This is a genomic window from Ralstonia sp. 22111 (assembly GCF_052045895.1).
Lineage (GTDB): Bacteria > Pseudomonadota > Gammaproteobacteria > Burkholderiales > Burkholderiaceae > Ralstonia > Ralstonia wenshanensis.
In genome coordinates, this window is record NZ_JBQEPR010000004.1 from 158,161 (window position 1) to 174,869 (window position 16,709).

A 16,709-nucleotide genomic window follows, 5' to 3' on the forward strand; every position below is an offset into this window, starting at 1 on the left:
ACCGCACTCCTGAAACCCGCCCGCCGTTGCGAGCGGGTTTTTTGTTGAACCCAGAACCGCCCGCCGATGAGCCAATCGAGCCAGTTTTCCCTGCTGAAGCAGCGTCGCTTTGCACCGTTCTTCTGGACCCAGTTCCTGGGCGCGATGAACGACAACGTTTTCAAGGTGGCGTTTTCTTCGTTGGTCACGTATCACGCTGCGCTGTTCGGCAATGCGGACCCCGCTTCTGCGGCGTTCCTGATCTCTGCAATCTTCATTGCGCCGTTTGTGCTGCTGTCGGCCACGAGCGGACAGATTGCCGATCGCATGGACAAGGCGCGGCTGATCCGGCTGGTGAAGACGTTGGAAATCGCCATCATGACGATCGGCTGCGCGGGTTTCGCGCTGCGCCATGTTGAACTGCTCTACCTGTGCACGTTCTTGATGGGCGTGCACTCGACGCTGTTCGGGCCCGTGAAGTACGCCTATCTGCCTCAGCACCTGCAGTCGACAGAACTGGTGGGCGGTAACGGGTTGGTGGAAATGGGCACCTTCGTCGCCATCCTGATCGGCACCATTGGCGGCGGCGAGCTGGCCAATTACACCCGCAACGGCGAGCTGATCGGCCCGCTGTTCACCGGTATTGCGTGCATTGTCATTGCTGTGGCGGGCTGGATGACGGCGCGCGGTGTGCCGGTCTCGCCGGCGTCGCAGCCGGACTTGCGCATCAACTGGAACCCCATCTCAGAGACTTGGCGCAACCTGAAGCTTGCCAGCAACCAGCGCGCGGTGTTCCTGAGTTTGATGGGCATTTCGTGGCTGTGGTTCGTGGGCGCGACGTTCCTGACGTCGTTTTTTGCCTTTGCGCGTAACGTGCTCGGCGGCGATCAGAACGTCGTGACGCTGCTGCTGGCTGTGTTTTCAGTCGGCATCGGGTTGGGCTCGGTGCTGTGCGAAAAGCTCTCGGGGCGCAGGGTGGAAATCGGCCTTGTACCGTTTGGCTCGATCGGCATGACGGTGTTCGCGGTGGATCTCTACTTTGCTTCGCATGCCGAGGCATTGGTCGCCCATGACGTGCTGACCGGCATTTCCGGTTTCCTGCAGAACCACCGCCATTGGCGCGTGCTGGCCGATCTGTTTCTGCTGGCCATGTTCGGCGGCTTCTACAGCGTGCCGTTGTATGCGTTGATCCAGAGCCGCTGCGAACCGACGCACCGCGCGCGCATCATTGCCGCCAACAATATCCTCAACGCGCTGTTCATGATCGCTTCCGCCGTGCTGGCGATGGTGCTCACGCGGGCCGGGTTCACGATCCCGCAGTTGTTCCTGGTCACCGGCATCCTCAACGCCGTGGTGGCGATTTACATCTACACGCTGGTGCCGGAATTCCTGATTCGGTTCGTGATGTGGCTGCTGATCCATACCGTCTACCGCGTGAAGGTGGAGGGCTCGGAGCAGATTCCCGATGAAGGCCCATGCCTGCTGGTCTGCAACCATGTGAGCTTCGTCGATGCCGTGGTGGTGGGCGCATTCGTGCGCCGGCCTGTTCGTTTTGTGATGGACCACCGCATCTTCAAGGTGCCGTTGCTGTCGTGGTTCTTCCGCACGGTCAAGGCGATTCCGATTTCGCCGATGCATGAAGACCCGGAAATGCTCAAGCGCGCCTACGACACGATTGCCGCCGCGCTGGCGGAGGGCGAGGTCGTCTGCATCTTCCCCGAAGGCAAGATCACTGCCACGGGCGAGATGAACCCGTTCAAGGACGGTATGCGCCGCATCATCGAACGCACACCCGTGCCGGTGGTGCCGATGGCGTTGCGCGGGCTGTGGGGCAGCTTTTTCTCACGCAAGGGCGGGGCGGCGATGTCGCGACCGTTCCGACGCGGCTTCCTCAACAAGCTGGAGCTGTGCATCGGCACTCCGGTGCCAGCGCATGCCGTGTCGCCCGAAGCGATGCAGGCCGCCGTGCTGGCGCTGCGCGGGGAGCGGCTCTAGCGCTCGGCCCGCCTTAGGACTTCGATACACTGCCGGTTGGCCTGCAACCGGCCTTCAAGCTTTTCCTGACCTCCAACTCTCCCGTTACCTGCCATGAAACACGTTTCCCCGCTGCTGTGCGCTTCGTTGCTTGCCCTGGCTGCCGTGACCGCGCAAGCCGCATCACCGGCATCCGAGACGCTGCCTTCCGGTGTGATCGTCCAGACACTGACCAAGGGCACCGGCCCGTCGCCCAAGGCCAGTGACACGGTCAAGGTGCACTACCGCGGCACGCTCACCAACGGTACCGAGTTCGACAGCTCCTACAAGCGCGGCCAGCCGATCTCGTTCCCGCTGAATCGCGTGATTCCGTGCTGGACCGAAGGCGTGCAGAAGATCCAGTTAGGTGGCAAGGCCAAGCTGACGTGCCCGGCAGCCACCGCCTACGGCGAGCGCGGCGTGCCCGGCACGATTCCGCCCAATTCCACGCTGACCTTCGAGGTCGAGCTCCTGGGTATCGGCAGCTGATTTGGCGGCCGGTGGATCGGCCTTACAATAGCGTTTTCCTGATGTTTCGCGCCGCGGCCATCGCGGCGCCTTCCTGAGCACGATCATGTCTGGCAATACCCTGGGCCTGCTGTTTTCCGTCACCACTTTCGGCGAGTCGCATGGCCCGGCCATCGGCGCTGTCATCGACGGGTGCCCGCCCGGCATGACGCTGTCGGCAGAAGACATCCAGCCCGATCTGGACCGCCGCAAACCCGGCACCTCGCGCCACGTTACGCAGCGCAAGGAAGAAGACCTCGTCGAGATCCTCTCCGGCGTGTACGAAGGCAAGACCACGGGCACCCCGATCTGCCTCTTGATCCGCAATACCGACCAGCGCAGCAAGGATTACAGCAACATCGCCGAGACCTTCCGTCCCGGCCACGCCGATTACACCTACTGGCACAAATACGGCATCCGCGATCCGCGCGGCGGCGGCCGTTCTTCCGCCCGTTTGACGGCACCGACAGTGGCTGCAGGCGCCGTCGCCAAGAAGTGGCTGCGAGAGAAGTTCGGCGTTGAGATTCACGGCTTCATGTCGCAACTGGGCGATATCCAGATCCCCTTCATGGACTGGAACGAGGTGCCGAACAACCCGTTCTTCGCGCCGAACGCCGAGATCGTTCCCGAGCTGGAAACCTATATGGATGCCCTGCGCAAGGACGGCGATTCCGTCGGCGCGCGCATTGAGGTGGTGGCTACCGGTGTGCCGGTCGGCTGGGGCGAACCGCTGTTCGACCGGCTGGACGCAGACATCGCCCACGCCATGATGGGCCTGAATGCGGTGAAGGGCGTTGAGATTGGTGCTGGTTTCCACGCAGTCAGCCAGCGCGGCTCCGAGCATGGCGACGAGCTGACGCCGGAGGGCTTCGTCGGTAACAACGCCGGCGGCATCCTGGGCGGGATTTCGACAGGGCAGGACATTTCCGTGTCGCTGGCGATCAAGCCGACATCGAGCATCCGCACGCCGCGCCGTTCGATCGACAAGGCGGGTGATCCGGCTGTGGTGGAGACGTTCGGCCGCCACGACCCGTGCGTCGGCATTCGTGCGACGCCAATCGCCGAGGCGCTGCTCGCGCTGGTGCTGATCGACCACGCGCTGCGCCATCGCGCGCAATGCGGTGATGTGTCGGTGCAGACGCCGGCCATTCCGGCAAAAGCTTCCTGAATCGATTCGCTCAGACAACAAAAAAGACGGCTTCAAGCCGTCTTTTTTGTTGGGCGCTCGCCCGGTACTTACATGCCGACGTAGTTCGGACCGCCACCGCCTTCCGGCGTGACCCACACGATGTTCTGCGTCGGGTCCTTGATGTCGCAGGTCTTGCAGTGCACGCAGTTCTGCGCGTTGATCTGCAGGCGCTCGGTGCCCTCATCGTTCTTGACGAACTCATACACGCCAGCCGGGCAGTAGCGCTGTTCGGGGCCGGCAAACTGCGTCAGGTTGATGCGCGTCGGTACGGTCGGATCCTTCAGCGTCAGGTGGGCCGGTTGGTTCTCTTCGTGGTTGGTGTTCGAGATGAACACCGACGACAGGCGATCGAACGTGATCTTGCCGTCCGGCTTCGGATACTCGATCTTCGGGCATTCCGATGCCGGCTTGAGCGACTGGTTATCCGACTTCGTGCCGTGCAGCGTCCAAGGCGGGTTGCTGACGCCAATCTTGGGCAGCAGCCACTGCTCGATGCCGGTCATGATCTTGCCCAGCGTCGGGCTCTTCTTGAACCACAGCTTGAAGTTGCGCGACTGGTCCAGTTCTTCCTTCAGCCAGCTCTGTTCGAAGGCTGCGGGGTAGGCAGACAGCTCGTCAGCGGAACGGCCGGCCGTCACGGCTTCGAACACCGCGTCGCCGCACATCATGCCGCTCTTGATGGCCGCGTGGCTGCCCTTGATGCGAGCGGCGTTCAGGTAGCCAGCATCGCAACCGACCAGCGCGCCACCTGGGAACACCGTTTTTGGCAGCGCTTGCGGCGTGCCGTTGTTGATGGCGCGGGCGCCGTAGCCGATGCGCTTGCCGCCTTCGATATGTGCCCGGATGGCCGGATGGGCCTTCCAGCGCTGCATTTCTTCGAACGGGCTCATCCACGGGTTCTTGTAGTCCAGCCCGATCACGAAGCCGAGCGTGACCTTGTTGTCTTCGAGGTGATACAGGAAGCCACCGCCAAAGGTGTCGTCTTCCATCGGCCAGCCTGCCGTGTGCACCACGAGACCGGGTTTGGCCTTGGCTGGATCGATTTCCCAGAGTTCCTTGATGCCGATGGCGAAAGTCTGGGGGTCCTTGCCTGCGGTGAGCTTGAACTTCTCCAGTAGCTGCCGGCCGAGATGGCCACGCGCGCCTTCCGCGAAGATGGTGTATTTGCCGAGCAGTTCCATGCCGAGCTGGAAGTTCTCGGTCGGCTCGCCATCTTTGCCGATGCCCATGTTGCCGGTGGCCACGCCGCGCACCGCACCCTTGTCGTCGTAAAGCACTTCTGCGGCAGCGAAACCGGGGAAGATTTCCACGCCCAGCGCTTCGGCCTGCGTGGCCATCCACTTGACCACGTTCGACAGCGAGACGACGTAGCAGCCGTCATTGTGGAAGTTGCGCGGCACGAGCCAGTCGGGCGTACGCTTGGCGTCGGTCTCGCTCAGGAAGAGCACGTCGTCGCCGGTGACCGCCTGGTTGAGCGGGGCGCCGTCAGCTTTCCAGTTCGGGATAAGTTCGTTGATGGCGCGCGGGTCCATCACCGCACCCGACAGAATGTGTGCACCGGGCTCGGAACCCTTTTCCAGCAGGACGACGGACACGTCCTTGCCCGTCTCCGCAGCCAGTTGCTTGATGCGAATTGCTGTCGCCAGGCCGGCGGGACCGCCGCCGACGACAACGACGTCATACTCCATGGACTCTCGCGGGCCGTATTGTTCGAGGAGCTGCTGCTGGTTCATAAGTGTCTCTTCGCTGCTTTTGGGACAGTTAGGGGCGTTTGCTTATTGGTATGACGGATTGCTGCATTAGAATTTTCCGCATTGTCCGGGACACGCCCGGATGCGGCAAGGAAAATTTCTGAACGATCGTTCGATTTTTTGCTAAGCTGCGCCCAAATCACACGCCGGTGTTGCTTCGGAGCAGCTCGGCGCATGTCGAACCAACACACGGGGAACACGCATCATGGGTTTGTCGATCAATCTGGAAGGCAAGGTCGCGCTGATCACGGGCGCATCCAGCGGCCTCGGAGCGCGCTTTGCACACACGCTGGCGGCCGCCGGCGCGAAGGTCGTGCTGGCCTCGCGCCGTGTCGAGCGCCTGAAAGAACTGCGCGCCGACATCGAATCGAAGGGCGGCAGCGCCCACGTCGTGCGCCTGGACGTGACGGATCCAGACAGCATCCGCGCCGCCATCGCGCACGCTGAAACGGAGGCAGGCACCATCGACATCCTTGTCAATAACTCGGGGGTGTCGACCACGCAGCGCATGGTGGACGTATCGCCCGACGACTTCGACTTCGTATTCGATACCAACACGCGCGGCGCCTTCTTTGTGGCACAGGAAACGGCCAAGCGCATGATTGCGCGCGCCAAGGGCGCCGAGAAGAACGGCTCGCCGCTGCCGCAGTCGCGCATCGTCAACATTGCCTCGGTGGCAGGGCTGAAGGTGCTGTCGCAGATTGGCGTGTATTGCATGAGCAAGGCGGCCGTGGTGCACATGACCAAGGCCATGGCGCTGGAGTGGGGCCGTTACGGCATCAATACCAACGCGATCTGCCCGGGCTATATCGATACCGAAATCAATCATCATCACTGGGAAACCGAACCCGGCCAGAAACTGGTGCAGATGCTGCCCCGCAAACGCGTCGGCAAGCCGGAAGACCTAGATGGCCTGATTCTGCTGTTGGCGTCGGATCAGTCGGACTTCATCAACGGTGCCGTCATCAACGCCGACGACGGCATGGTGTAAGACGTTGGGGCTTAATGCCCCATCAGCCGCTGCACAAGTTCGAGTGAGGTGTTGGCGGCGTACTTCTTCATCAACCGCGCGCGGTAGATTTCGACCGTGCGCGGGCTGATCTCCAACTGCTTGCCGATCTGCTTGCTGGTCTTGCCCTCGACCAGTTGCGCGGCGATGTCGCGTTCACGCGGCGTGAGCGCTGCCGTGACGGGGCGATGTGCTGACAGGTCTTCGAAGGTCCAGATGCCTTCGCCCAGCGGTTTCGCGCGGTCCAGCGCGCGGCCGGTGACGTGGCACCAGAACAGCTCGCCATTGGCGCGTTTCATGATGCGTTCATCGGAGTAGCTGCCGCGCGCATTCATGACGGGGATGATGCGCGCGCCGGTGCGCTCGTATTCATCGTGCGTCGGATAAAGCAGCTCGAACGACTGCCCGATCATCGTCGTGCGTGCGTGGCCGAAGATGCGTGCGGCTTCATCATTGACGTCGAGCATGACCCGCTCGCGGGACATCACCATGCCGACAGGGGCAAGCTGGAACGCAGTCTGATAGTCGAGGGCGGGCATATGTATTCGTACGTATTGCTGCGTCGCGCGACGCTTGCGTATTCTCGCCAGATTGTATCGTTACTATTTTCCGGCGCTGCATCGCACAAACCCCAACTGTGTGATCGGTCAAAACCCTGCCGGATTTGTTGGACCACCAAGGAAGGAGCACGCATGAACAAAATCTTCGCCAGCGCCAGCGAGGCGCTCGCGGGCGTCGTCAAGGACGGCCAGACCATCGCCGTGGGCGGCTTCGGCCTGTGCGGCATTCCGGAAGCGCTGATTGCCGCGCTGCGCGATTCGGGGGTCAAGGGCCTCACATGCATCTCCAACAACGCGGGCGTGGATGGCTTTGGCCTGGGCCTGCTGCTGGAAACCCGTCAGATCAAGAAGATGATTTCGTCCTACGTGGGCGAAAACAAGGAGTTCGAGCGCCAGTATCTGGCCGGCGAACTCGAGCTGGAATTCACCCCGCAAGGCACGCTGGCCGAAAAGCTGCGCGCTGGTGGCGCTGGCATCCCGGCGTTCTTCACCAAGACCGGCGTCGGCACGCTGGTCGCCGAGGGCAAGGAGCTGCGCGAGTTTGACGGCGAGACGTACGTCATGGAGCGCTCGCTGGTGCCCGATGTGGCGCTGGTGAAGGCGCAGGTGGCTGACAAGTCCGGCAATTTGCGGTTCAACCTGACCGCACGCAACTTCAACCCCGCTGCGGCTACGGCCGGCAAGATCTGCATCGTCGAAGTCGAAGAGATCGTTGAAGTGGGCGATTTGGCACCGGACGACATTCATCTGCCGGGTATCTACGTGCACCGCATCGTGCTGAATGCCACGCCCGAGAAGCGCATCGAAAAGCGCACCATCCGAGCAGCCAACTAAGGAGACCGACATGGCCTGGACACAAGACCAAATGGCGGCGCGCGCTGCCCAGGAGTTGCAAGACGGCTTCTACGTCAACCTCGGCATCGGCATCCCGACGCTGGTTGCCAATCACACCGGCGACAAGGAAGTCTGGCTGCAAAGCGAAAACGGCATGCTGGGCATCGGCCCGTTCCCCACGGAAGACGAAGTGGATGCCGACCTGATCAACGCAGGCAAGCAGACCGTGACCACACTGCCCGGCAGCGCCATCTTCGGCAGCGACCAGAGCTTTGCGATGATTCGCGGCGGCAAGATCAACCTGTCGATTCTGGGTGCGATGCAGGTAAGCGAGACGGGCGATCTGGCCAACTGGATGATCCCCGGCAAGATGGTCAAGGGCATGGGCGGCGCGATGGACCTCGTGGCCGGTGTCAAGCGCGTGATCGTGCTGATGGAGCACACCGCCAAGAAAAAGGACGGCACTGAAGACCTGAAGCTGCTGCCTAAGTGCACGCTGCCGCTGACCGGCGTGGGTGTGGTCGATCGCATCATTACGGACCTTGGCGTGATCGACGTGACCGCGCAGGGCCTGAAGCTGATCGAAACCGCGCCGGGCGTTTCGCGCGAAGAGATCCAGGCCAAGACTGGCGTCAACCTGCTGTAATTCGGAGACCGCAATGCTGCAAGGAAAAACTGCCCTGGTTACGGGCTCGACCAGCGGGATCGGTCTGGGCATCGCCTGCTCGCTAGCCGCGCAGGGCGCCAACATCATCATCAACGGCTTTGGCGATGTTGAAGCGCCCAAGGCGCAGATCGCGGCCGCCGGCAAGAACGCCATCCGCATCGGATACCACGGCGCCGACATGAGCAAGCCGGCCGAGATCGAAGCGATGTTCGCCTATGCCGACACCGAGTTCGGCGGTGTGGACATCCTCGTCAACAATGCCGGCATCCAGTACGTGGCCAATGTCGAGGATTTCCCGACCGAGCGTTGGGACGCCATCATCGCCATCAACCTCACCTCGGCTTTCCACACGACGCGGCTTGCCGTGCCGGGCATGAAGCGCAAGAACTGGGGCCGCATCATCAACATCGCTTCGGCGCATGGGTTGGTGGCATCGGCGCAGAAGTCGGCGTATGTTGCGGCCAAGCACGGTATCGTCGGCTTCACCAAATCGGTGGCGCTGGAGACGGCGCAGACGGGCATCACGTCCAACGCGATCTGTCCGGGCTGGGTGCTGACACCGCTGGTGCAGAAACAGATCGATGCGCGCGCCGAGAAGGAAGGCCTGTCCGCAGTCGAAGCCAAGAAGGATCTGCTGATGGAAAAGCAGCCCTCGGGCGAATTCGTCACGCCTGACCAGCTCGGTGCGCTGGCGGTGTTCCTGTGCAGCGATGCGGCCGAACAGGTGCGCGGCGTGGCGTGGAACATGGATGGTGGCTGGGTCGCGCAGTAAGCCGATCTGCTTCAGAAAAAGCCTCGCTTCGGCGGGGCTTTTTTGTTTGGGATGGACGGTGCATGTCTGCTGCACCGCCGCATGCTTGCGGGCCCGCGTACAATCAGGCTTCGCTGTCTCCGTCATTCCTATGTAGGAGTTGTTCATGCCAGTTTCGCCGCGCCTTGCTTTCGTGCAGTGCCTGAGCCCGTCCGGCTTGCACCGGATGGCGTATCACGAGTGGGGCGATGCGCAGAATCCGCGAGTGCTGGTCTGCGTGCATGGCCTCTCGCGCACCGGGCGCGATTTCGACGTGCTGGCGCAGGCGCTGTGCAACGACTATCGCGTCATCTGTCCCGATGTGGTGGGTCGGGGGCGCTCCGATTGGCTGGCCGATCCGAAAGGTTACGTGCTGCCGCAGTACGCGTCCGACATGGTCACGTTGCTCGCGCGCGTGAATGCCGAGTCTGTCGACTGGTTTGGTACCTCGATGGGTGGCCTGATCGGCATTGGCTTGGCAGGCTTGCCGCAGTCGCCGATTCGCAAGCTGCTGCTCAACGATGTAGGCCCGCGGGTGACGGAGTCGTCGTTGACGCGCATTGGCGCTTACCTCGGTCTGAATGTCCGCTTCAAGACCTTCGATGAAGGATTGGCGTACCTCAAGACGATCAGCGCATCATTCGGCCCCCACACGCCGGAGCAATGGCGTGCGTTGAATACCGCGATCCTGAAACCGCAGGGCGGCGAGTGGATCCTGCATTACGATCCGCGCCTCGCCGAGCCCTTCAAGAACACCACGCCCGACATGATCGCTGCCGGCGAAGCCACGCTGTGGAAGTTGTTTGAGGCGATTCCCGGCGAGGTGCTGGTGGTGCGCGGCGCGCATTCCGATCTGCTTACGCGCGAGACCGTCGAGGCCATGATGCAGCGTGGCCAACATGTGAACACGATTGAAATCCCTGACGTGGGCCACGCGCCGACCTTCATCCAGCCGGATCAGGTGGCGATCGCCCGCAAGTTCTTCCTCGGTCAATGACCGTTTGTCCGACCCCATTCGATTTGCAAGATGAGCACTGAATTGAAGCGCTACAACGTCGAACATCGCTATTCCGACGCAGCCGTCTACAACGGCGTCGTCTACGTGGCAGGGCAGGTGCCTGAGACCACGCTCGACGCAGGCATTGCCGAGCAGACGGCGGAAGTGCTCGCCATCATCGATCGCGTGCTGGCCGCCAACGGCAGCGACAAGACGCGCATCCTGATGTGCCAGATCTTCCTGAAAGACATCAGCGAGATTGGCGAGATGAACAAGGTGTGGGACCAGTGGGTCGCCGCCGATTCGAAGAACTCGCCGCCGCGCGCCACCGTTGAGGCCGCGCTGGCCAATCCGAAGTACCGCATCGAAATCGTCGTGACGGCCGCGCAGAAGAACTGAGCCCGTCGCCCAACAGGCGAGACGCAAGCAGGACGCATCATGGAGAACAAGACCGAACGGCCGGCCGAGGGGGCCGGATCGACGGCAGAGCAGGTCGCCCGGGCGATCGAATATCTCGCGGCGAATGCCGCAGACAGCGTCACGCTGACCGGCGAGCCGCTGGAGTCGCACGCGCGCGGCACGATCGCCATCCTGGAAGCGCTGCGCGTCGACACGCCATCGTTGCAGGCGGCTGCACTGTTCCTGTTGCCCACGCTGGCAATGGACAACGAAAAGGCGCTCGAGCCCGCATTCGGCGCCGAGGTCGTCAAGCTCGTGCACGATGTGCGGCAACTGCTGCGCATTGGCGCAATTGCCGGCCTCGTCAGCCCGACCGATGCCAGCATCACGCGCAAGAACGAAGCGGAAGCGCGCCGCGCGCAGGTCGAGGCGCTGCGCAAGATGTTGCTCGCGTTCGCGCAAGATATTCGCGTGGTGTTGATCCGGCTGGCGTCGCGGCTGCAGTCGCTGCGCTGGCTCGCGCAGACGAAACGCCCGGCGCCGGAAGGCATGGCGCGCGAAACGCTGGACATCTACGCCCCGCTCGCAAACCGCCTGGGCATCTGGCAGCTGAAGTGGGAGCTTGAAGACCTCGGCTTCCGCTTTGAGGATCCGGATACCTACAAGCGTATCGCCCGCCTGCTGGATGAAAAACGCATCGAGCGCGAGAAGTTCATTGGCCAGGCCATCGAGCAACTCCAAAAGACCTTGCACGATGCCGGTATTCAGGCCGAGGTCAGCGGCCGGCCCAAGCACATCTACAGCATCTGGAAAAAGATGCGCGGCAAGGAACTCGACTTTGCCGATCTGTACGATGTGCGCGCCTTCCGTGTCATCGTGGACGACATCAAGGATTGCTACACGGTGCTCGGTTTCGTGCATCACATGTGGCAGCCGATCCCGAAGGAATTCGATGACTACATCTCGCGCCCGAAGGCCAATGGCTACATGTCGCTGCATACGGTGGTGATCGGCGATGACGGTCGCGCGCTCGAGGTGCAGATCCGCACGCGCGAGATGCACCACTTTGCCGAGTACGGCGTGGCCGCGCACTGGCGCTACAAGGAGGCCGGCAGCAAAGGCTACGCCGGGCAGTTCTCCGCCAGCGAGCGCTACGACGAGAAGATCGCGTGGCTGCGCCAGTTGCTCGCCTGGAAAGATGACGCCGAGCACACCGTCGCGCACGAGGATTCCCCGTGGGAGCAACTCAAGCACACCGAGCTGGATGACCACATCTACGTGCTGACGCCCCAGGCGCGCGTGATCGCGTTGCCGCAAGGCGCAACGCCGGTCGATTTCGCCTACTACCTGCACAGCGATCTCGGCCACCGCTGCCGCGGCGCGCGCGTCGACGGCACGATGGTGCCGCTGAACACGCCGCTCAAGAACGGCCAGACCGTCGAGATCGTCACCGTTAAGCAGGGCGGGCCGTCGCGCGATTGGCTCAACACCGAGCTGCACTATCTTGTCAGCCCGCGTGCCCGGACGAAAGTGCGTGCGTGGTTCAACGCGATGGAGCTGGAGGAGACGCTCGCGCAGGGCCGGGCACTCATCGACAAGACACTGCAGCGCGAGGGCAAGACCGCCGTCAACCTGGAAGAGTTGGCCGCCAAGCTCGGCTACAAGACGTCGGATGATCTCTATGCCGTGGTCGCCAAGGACGAGTTGAGCCTGCGCCGCATCGAGGCCGTATTGCGCTCCGATGGGGCGCCGCCGCCGGCGCCCGTGGATGACGAAGCGGCCTTCACGAAGAAGAGCCGCGCCACCAGCGTTGCTCGTGGCGCCAAGAGTGGCGTGCTGGTGGTGGGCGTCGATTCACTCCTCACGCAGATGTCGCGTTGCTGCAAGCCTGCGCCCCCGGACCCAATCGTCGGCTTTGTCACACGCGGGCGTGGCGTATCGATCCACCGGCAGAGCTGTGCGACGTTTCAGCAGTTGGCTGCCCGGGCTCCTGGCCGTGTCATCCAGACGGAGTGGGGCCAACGCAGCGATTCGGTCTATCCGATCGACATCCAGGTCGAGGCGCTGGACCGGCAGGGCTTGTTGCGCGACATCTCGGAAATCCTCTCGCGCGAGAAGATCAACGTGACCGGCGTGCGCACGCTGTCGAGCAAGGGCGTTGCGAAAATGCAGTTCACCGCAGAGGTATCAGAGGCGACACAACTGCAGCGCGCGCTGACTTTGATCGAAGAAGTGCAAGGGGTGTTGACAGCCCGGCGGAAGTGACGGTATAGTTTCGTTCTTCGGCAGGCTCGTAGCTCAGCTGGTTAGAGCACCACCTTGACATGGTGGGGGTCGTTGGTTCGAGTCCAATCGAGCCTACCAACGCATTTGGCAGGGCGCGTCGGGTAGGATGTCCAAGCCGTCATCCTCGCAATTCCCGGGCTTGTCCCGTACAACTGAACACAAGGCGAAATATGATTCAGGCACCGCGAACTACAACCGCTTCGGAGCGACAGTAGTCAAGGTGCGTTTTTCGCCCTTTGCGGTCTGCCCAAGCGGTGGATGGCGCAAATGAAAACGCGGCTTTGGCCGCGTTTTTTTTTCGTCCGCAGTTTCGTGTCACGCGTGGCGATCAAGCTGAAAGCGCTTCGAAGCATTCGATTCGACAACCTGCTGCGCCGACTTGGCGCGGCGCACGACAGAATAACGACCGCTGCGCATCTCTGAAGCCGGAAATGCGCAACGGTGACTCCACAGGAGCAAGCATGATCGCAATCACGTTGCCGGATGGTTCCCGGCGTGAGTTTCCCGGCCCCGTGACCGTGGCTGAAGTGGCGCAGAGCATCGGTGCGGGCCTCGCCAAGGCTGCGCTGGCTGGTCGCGTAGACGGTCAGATGGTCGACACGAGCTTCTCGATCGATCGCGATGCGAAGCTCGCCATCATCACAGACAAGGACGCCGACGGCGTCGACGTGATCCGTCACTCCACGGCGCACTTGTTGGCCTACGCCGTCAAGGAGCTGTATCCGGACGCGCAGGTCACCATCGGCCCGGTCATCGAAAACGGCTTTTATTACGACTTCGCCTACAAGCGGCCCTTCACGCCGGAAGATCTCGTCGCCATCGAAAAGAAGATGACGGAGCTCGCCAAGAAGGACGAGAAGGTCACACGTGAAGTGCTGAGCCGCGACGAAGCCGTCAAACTGTTCCAGGGCATGGGCGAGAAGTACAAGGCCGAGATCATCGCCTCCATTCCGGAAGATCAGGAGATTGGCCTGTACCGCGAGGGCAACTTCGTCGACCTTTGCCGCGGCCCGCACGTGCCATCCACGGGCAAGCTCAAGGTCTTTAAGCTGATGAAGGTGGCGGGCGCGTATTGGCGCGGGGACCACAACAACGAGATGCTCCAGCGCATCTACGGCACGGCCTGGGCCAAGAAGGAAGACCAGGAAGCCTACCTGCGCATGCTGGAAGAGGCTGAAAAGCGTGACCACCGCAAGCTCGGCCGCGAACTCGACCTGTTCCACATCGACGAGTACTCGCCTGGCACGGTGTTCTGGCATCCGAAGGGCTGGACGCTCTGGCAGGAGATCGAGCAGTACATGCGTCGCGTGTATCGCGAGAACGGCTACCAGGAAGTGAAGGGGCCGCAGATTCTCGACAAGACGCTGTGGGAGAAGACCGGCCACTGGGACAAGTACCGCGAGAACATGTTCATCACGGAATCGGAAAAGCGCGAATACGCGCTCAAGCCGATGAACTGCCCCGGCCACATCCTCATCTACAAGCAGGGCATCAAGAGCTACCGCGATCTGCCGCTACGCTTCGGCGAGTTTGGCGCATGCCACCGCAACGAGCCTTCGGGTGGCCTGCACGGCATCATGCGCGTACGCGGCTTCACGCAGGACGATGGTCACATCTTCTGTACGGAAGACATGATCCAGGCCGAGGTGACGGCGTTCACGACGCTCCTGCAGAAGGTCTACAAGGACTTCGGCTTTACCGAGATTCTCTACAAGCTGTCGACGCGTCCGGAAAAGCGCATCGGCACTGAAGAAAGCTGGGACCGTGCCGAGGCTGCGTTGGCCGAGGGCTTGCGTGCGTCGGGTTGCGAATTCGAGTACCTGCCGGGCGAGGGCGCGTTCTACGGCCCGAAAATCGAATATGTGCTCAAAGATGCGCTCGGCCGCCAGTGGCAGTGCGGCACGATCCAGGTCGACCCGAACTTGCCGGAGCGCCTGGACGCCGAGTTTGTAGGCGAGGATGGCGCACGCCATCGCCCCATCATGCTGCACCGGGCCATCGTCGGCAGCCTGGAGCGCTTTATCGGTATCTTGATCGAGCAATATGCCGGAGCGCTGCCGACGTGGCTTTCGCCCGTGCAGGTTGCGGTTCTCAGTATTACCGATTCGCACGCCGAATACGCCCAATCCGTTGCGCAATCCCTGCAAAAACAAGGATTTAGGGCGGTCGTTGATTTGCGGAATGAGAAGATTGGGTATAAAATCCGCGAGCATTCCGTGCAGAAGGTCCCATACCAGGTTGTGGTTGGCGACAAAGAGCGGGATGAAAATCAGGTGGCCGTGCGTGCCCGTGGCAACGTCGATCTAGGCTCCATGCCGCTGTCGGCGTTCGTTGAGCGACTGCAGAACGATCTCGCCAACAAGTCATGAGCTGGGCACGGCCTGTTTTTTTGATTCTTCGAGGACATCAACATCGCTACTGAGAAATCTCACCGCATCAACCGCGAGATCAGCGCACCGGAAGTCCGGCTGACCGGGGTTGAGGGGGAAGCGCTCGGCATCGTCAAGCTGTTCGACGCACTGCGTCTGGCAGAAGAGAAAGACGTCGACCTGGTCGAGATCGCGCCGACTGCGCAGCCGCCCGTCTGCCGCCTGATGGACTATGGCAAGTTCAAGTATCAGGAACAGAAGAAGGCCCACGACGCCAAGTTGAAGCAGAAGGTTATCCAGGTGAAGGAAGTCAAGTTCCGCCCTGGCACCGACGACAACGACTACGGCGTTAAGCTGCGCAACGCAACGCGTTTCCTGGAGGATGGTGACAGGGTCAAGGTTACCTTGCGCTTCCGCGGCCGCGAAATGGCTCACCAGGAACTCGGCATGCGCGTGCTGGAGCGTATCAAGACTGACCTGGAGGAGTTCGGCCAGGTTGAGCAGATGCCGAAGATGGAGGGGCGCCAGGCAGTGATGATGTTGGCACCCAAGAAGAAAAAGTAATGCAGTGGTGGCCGGACGTTTCCGGCTGCGCTGAGCAGGTTCCAGACGGAAACGTCGGAAAACGCGGCAGGTCTCAAAGCCTGCAGCGATACAACAAGTGAGCCCGGGTCTTGCAAGTGTCGGCGCCAGCCGTCCACCTGGCTTCATGTCAAAAGCGGAGTTGTTCCATGCCGAAGATGAAGACGAAGAAAAGCGCCTCCAAGCGCTTTACTGCCCGTCCTGGTGGCACGATCAAACGTGGCCAAGCCTTCAAGCGTCACATCCTGACCAAGAAGACCACCAAGAACAAGCGTCACCTGCGCGGTACCGAGGGCGTCCATGAGACGAACCTGAAGTCCGTTCGCGCAATGATGCCGTACGCCTAACCCTAACTAACTACGAAAGGAGCATTTCATGCCTCGAGTAAAACGTGGGGTCACAGCGCGGGCCCGTCATAAGAAGGTTATCAGCGCAGCCAAGGGTTACCGCGGCCGCCGCAATAACGTCTATCGCATCGCCAAGCAGGCGGTCATGCGTGCTGGCCAGTACGCCTACCGCGATCGTCGTAACAAGAAGCGTGTGTTCCGCGCGCTCTGGATTGCACGTATCAACGCTGGCGCACGCGAGCATGGTCTGACCTACAGCAAGTTCATGAACGGCCTGAAGAAGGCGTCCATCGAGCTGGACCGCAAGGTGCTGTCGGACATGGCCATTCACGACAAGGTGGCTTTTGCTGCCATCGTGAACCAGGTGAAAGCCAACGTCGCCTGAGTTGGATTGGCCGGGCGGGCTGCTGGAATTGCCCAGTGACTTTGC

At 61.8% G+C, this 16,709-nt stretch carries 16 protein-coding genes and 1 tRNA gene; 15 read left to right on the top strand and 2 right to left on the bottom strand.

The genetic code is table 11. The features are described 5' to 3' along the window. Positions 1-66: 66 nt before the first annotated feature. The 3 genes from ACTJK4_RS12440 to aroC all read left to right on the top strand — a co-directional run bounded on the left by ACTJK4_RS12440 (position 67) and on the right by aroC (position 3,667). Positions 67-1,974: an MFS transporter gene (locus ACTJK4_RS12440; protein ID WP_433864536.1), complete on the top strand. Its 1,908-nt coding sequence runs from the start codon at positions 67-69 to the stop codon at positions 1,972-1,974. Between the two features lie 93 nt (positions 1,975-2,067). Then, entirely contained in the window at positions 2,068-2,481 is a 414-nt protein-coding gene (locus ACTJK4_RS12445; protein ID WP_440818035.1) for an FKBP-type peptidyl-prolyl cis-trans isomerase, read from the top strand. 85 nt (positions 2,482-2,566) lie between these two features. Further along, the gene (aroC, locus tag ACTJK4_RS12450; RefSeq protein ID WP_232040277.1) at positions 2,567-3,667 is read left to right on the top strand and encodes a chorismate synthase; all 1,101 of its coding nucleotides are present in this window, start codon (positions 2,567-2,569) and stop codon (positions 3,665-3,667) included. Between the two features lie 68 nt (positions 3,668-3,735). On the opposite strand, the gene ACTJK4_RS12455 is transcribed toward aroC, so the two are convergent. After that, positions 3,736-5,421, bottom strand: coding sequence for an electron transfer flavoprotein-ubiquinone oxidoreductase (locus ACTJK4_RS12455; RefSeq protein WP_440818036.1), 1,686 nt, complete (start codon positions 5,419-5,421; stop codon positions 3,736-3,738). A 223-nt stretch (positions 5,422-5,644) separates the two neighbouring features. Here ACTJK4_RS12455 and ACTJK4_RS12460 point away from each other — a divergent pair, with 223 nt between their 5' ends. Then, positions 5,645-6,430, top strand: a complete 786-nt coding sequence (locus ACTJK4_RS12460) for an SDR family oxidoreductase (RefSeq protein WP_316871472.1) — start codon at positions 5,645-5,647, stop codon at positions 6,428-6,430. Positions 6,431-6,441: 11 nt separating this feature from the next. Here ACTJK4_RS12460 and ACTJK4_RS12465 read toward each other — a convergent pair whose 3' ends face one another. Continuing rightward, complete coding sequence (locus ACTJK4_RS12465; protein WP_004636022.1) at positions 6,442-6,987, bottom strand: LuxR C-terminal-related transcriptional regulator; 546 nt, start codon at positions 6,985-6,987, stop codon at positions 6,442-6,444. A 153-nt stretch (positions 6,988-7,140) separates the two neighbouring features. Between ACTJK4_RS12465 and ACTJK4_RS12470 the strand changes: the two genes are divergently transcribed. The 11 genes from ACTJK4_RS12470 to rplT all read left to right on the top strand — a co-directional run bounded on the left by ACTJK4_RS12470 (position 7,141) and on the right by rplT (position 16,664). Beyond that, positions 7,141-7,842 carry a CoA transferase subunit A gene (locus tag ACTJK4_RS12470; RefSeq protein ID WP_045203198.1) on the top strand — a complete coding sequence of 234 codons (702 nt, stop codon included), beginning with the start codon at positions 7,141-7,143 and terminating at the stop codon, positions 7,840-7,842. 10 nt (positions 7,843-7,852) lie between these two features. After that, positions 7,853-8,488: a 3-oxoacid CoA-transferase subunit B gene (locus ACTJK4_RS12475; protein ID WP_232040273.1), complete on the top strand. Its 636-nt coding sequence runs from the start codon at positions 7,853-7,855 to the stop codon at positions 8,486-8,488. A 13-nt stretch (positions 8,489-8,501) separates the two neighbouring features. Then, complete coding sequence (locus ACTJK4_RS12480) at positions 8,502-9,281, top strand: 3-hydroxybutyrate dehydrogenase (protein WP_440075985.1); 780 nt, start codon at positions 8,502-8,504, stop codon at positions 9,279-9,281. Positions 9,282-9,426: 145 nt separating this feature from the next. Further along, positions 9,427-10,296 (top strand): alpha/beta fold hydrolase, encoded by an 870-nt coding sequence (locus tag ACTJK4_RS12485; RefSeq protein ID WP_232040271.1) that lies wholly within the window; start codon positions 9,427-9,429, stop codon positions 10,294-10,296. Positions 10,297-10,326: 30 nt separating this feature from the next. Further along, positions 10,327-10,695: a RidA family protein gene (locus ACTJK4_RS12490; protein WP_440075984.1), complete on the top strand. Its 369-nt coding sequence runs from the start codon at positions 10,327-10,329 to the stop codon at positions 10,693-10,695. A gap of 39 nt (positions 10,696-10,734) precedes the next feature. Further along, positions 10,735-12,960: a RelA/SpoT family protein gene (locus tag ACTJK4_RS12495; RefSeq protein WP_440818037.1), complete on the top strand. Its 2,226-nt coding sequence runs from the start codon at positions 10,735-10,737 to the stop codon at positions 12,958-12,960. Positions 12,961-12,982: 22 nt separating this feature from the next. Further along, positions 12,983-13,059 (top strand) — tRNA-Val (locus ACTJK4_RS12500). Between the two features lie 383 nt (positions 13,060-13,442). Beyond that, positions 13,443-15,350, top strand: a complete 1,908-nt coding sequence (thrS, locus tag ACTJK4_RS12505) for a threonine--tRNA ligase (RefSeq protein ID WP_232042967.1) — start codon at positions 13,443-13,445, stop codon at positions 15,348-15,350. Positions 15,351-15,392: 42 nt separating this feature from the next. Next, positions 15,393-15,914: a translation initiation factor IF-3 gene (infC, locus tag ACTJK4_RS12510; RefSeq protein WP_373407661.1), complete on the top strand. Its 522-nt coding sequence runs from the start codon at positions 15,393-15,395 to the stop codon at positions 15,912-15,914. 167 nt (positions 15,915-16,081) lie between these two features. Beyond that, complete coding sequence (rpmI, locus tag ACTJK4_RS12515; protein ID WP_004636003.1) at positions 16,082-16,279, top strand: 50S ribosomal protein L35; 198 nt, start codon at positions 16,082-16,084, stop codon at positions 16,277-16,279. A 28-nt stretch (positions 16,280-16,307) separates the two neighbouring features. Then, a complete protein-coding gene (gene rplT, locus ACTJK4_RS12520) occupies positions 16,308-16,664 on the top strand; it encodes a 50S ribosomal protein L20 (protein ID WP_012762124.1) in 357 nt (118 codons plus the stop codon). Positions 16,665-16,709: the final 45 nt, after the last annotated feature.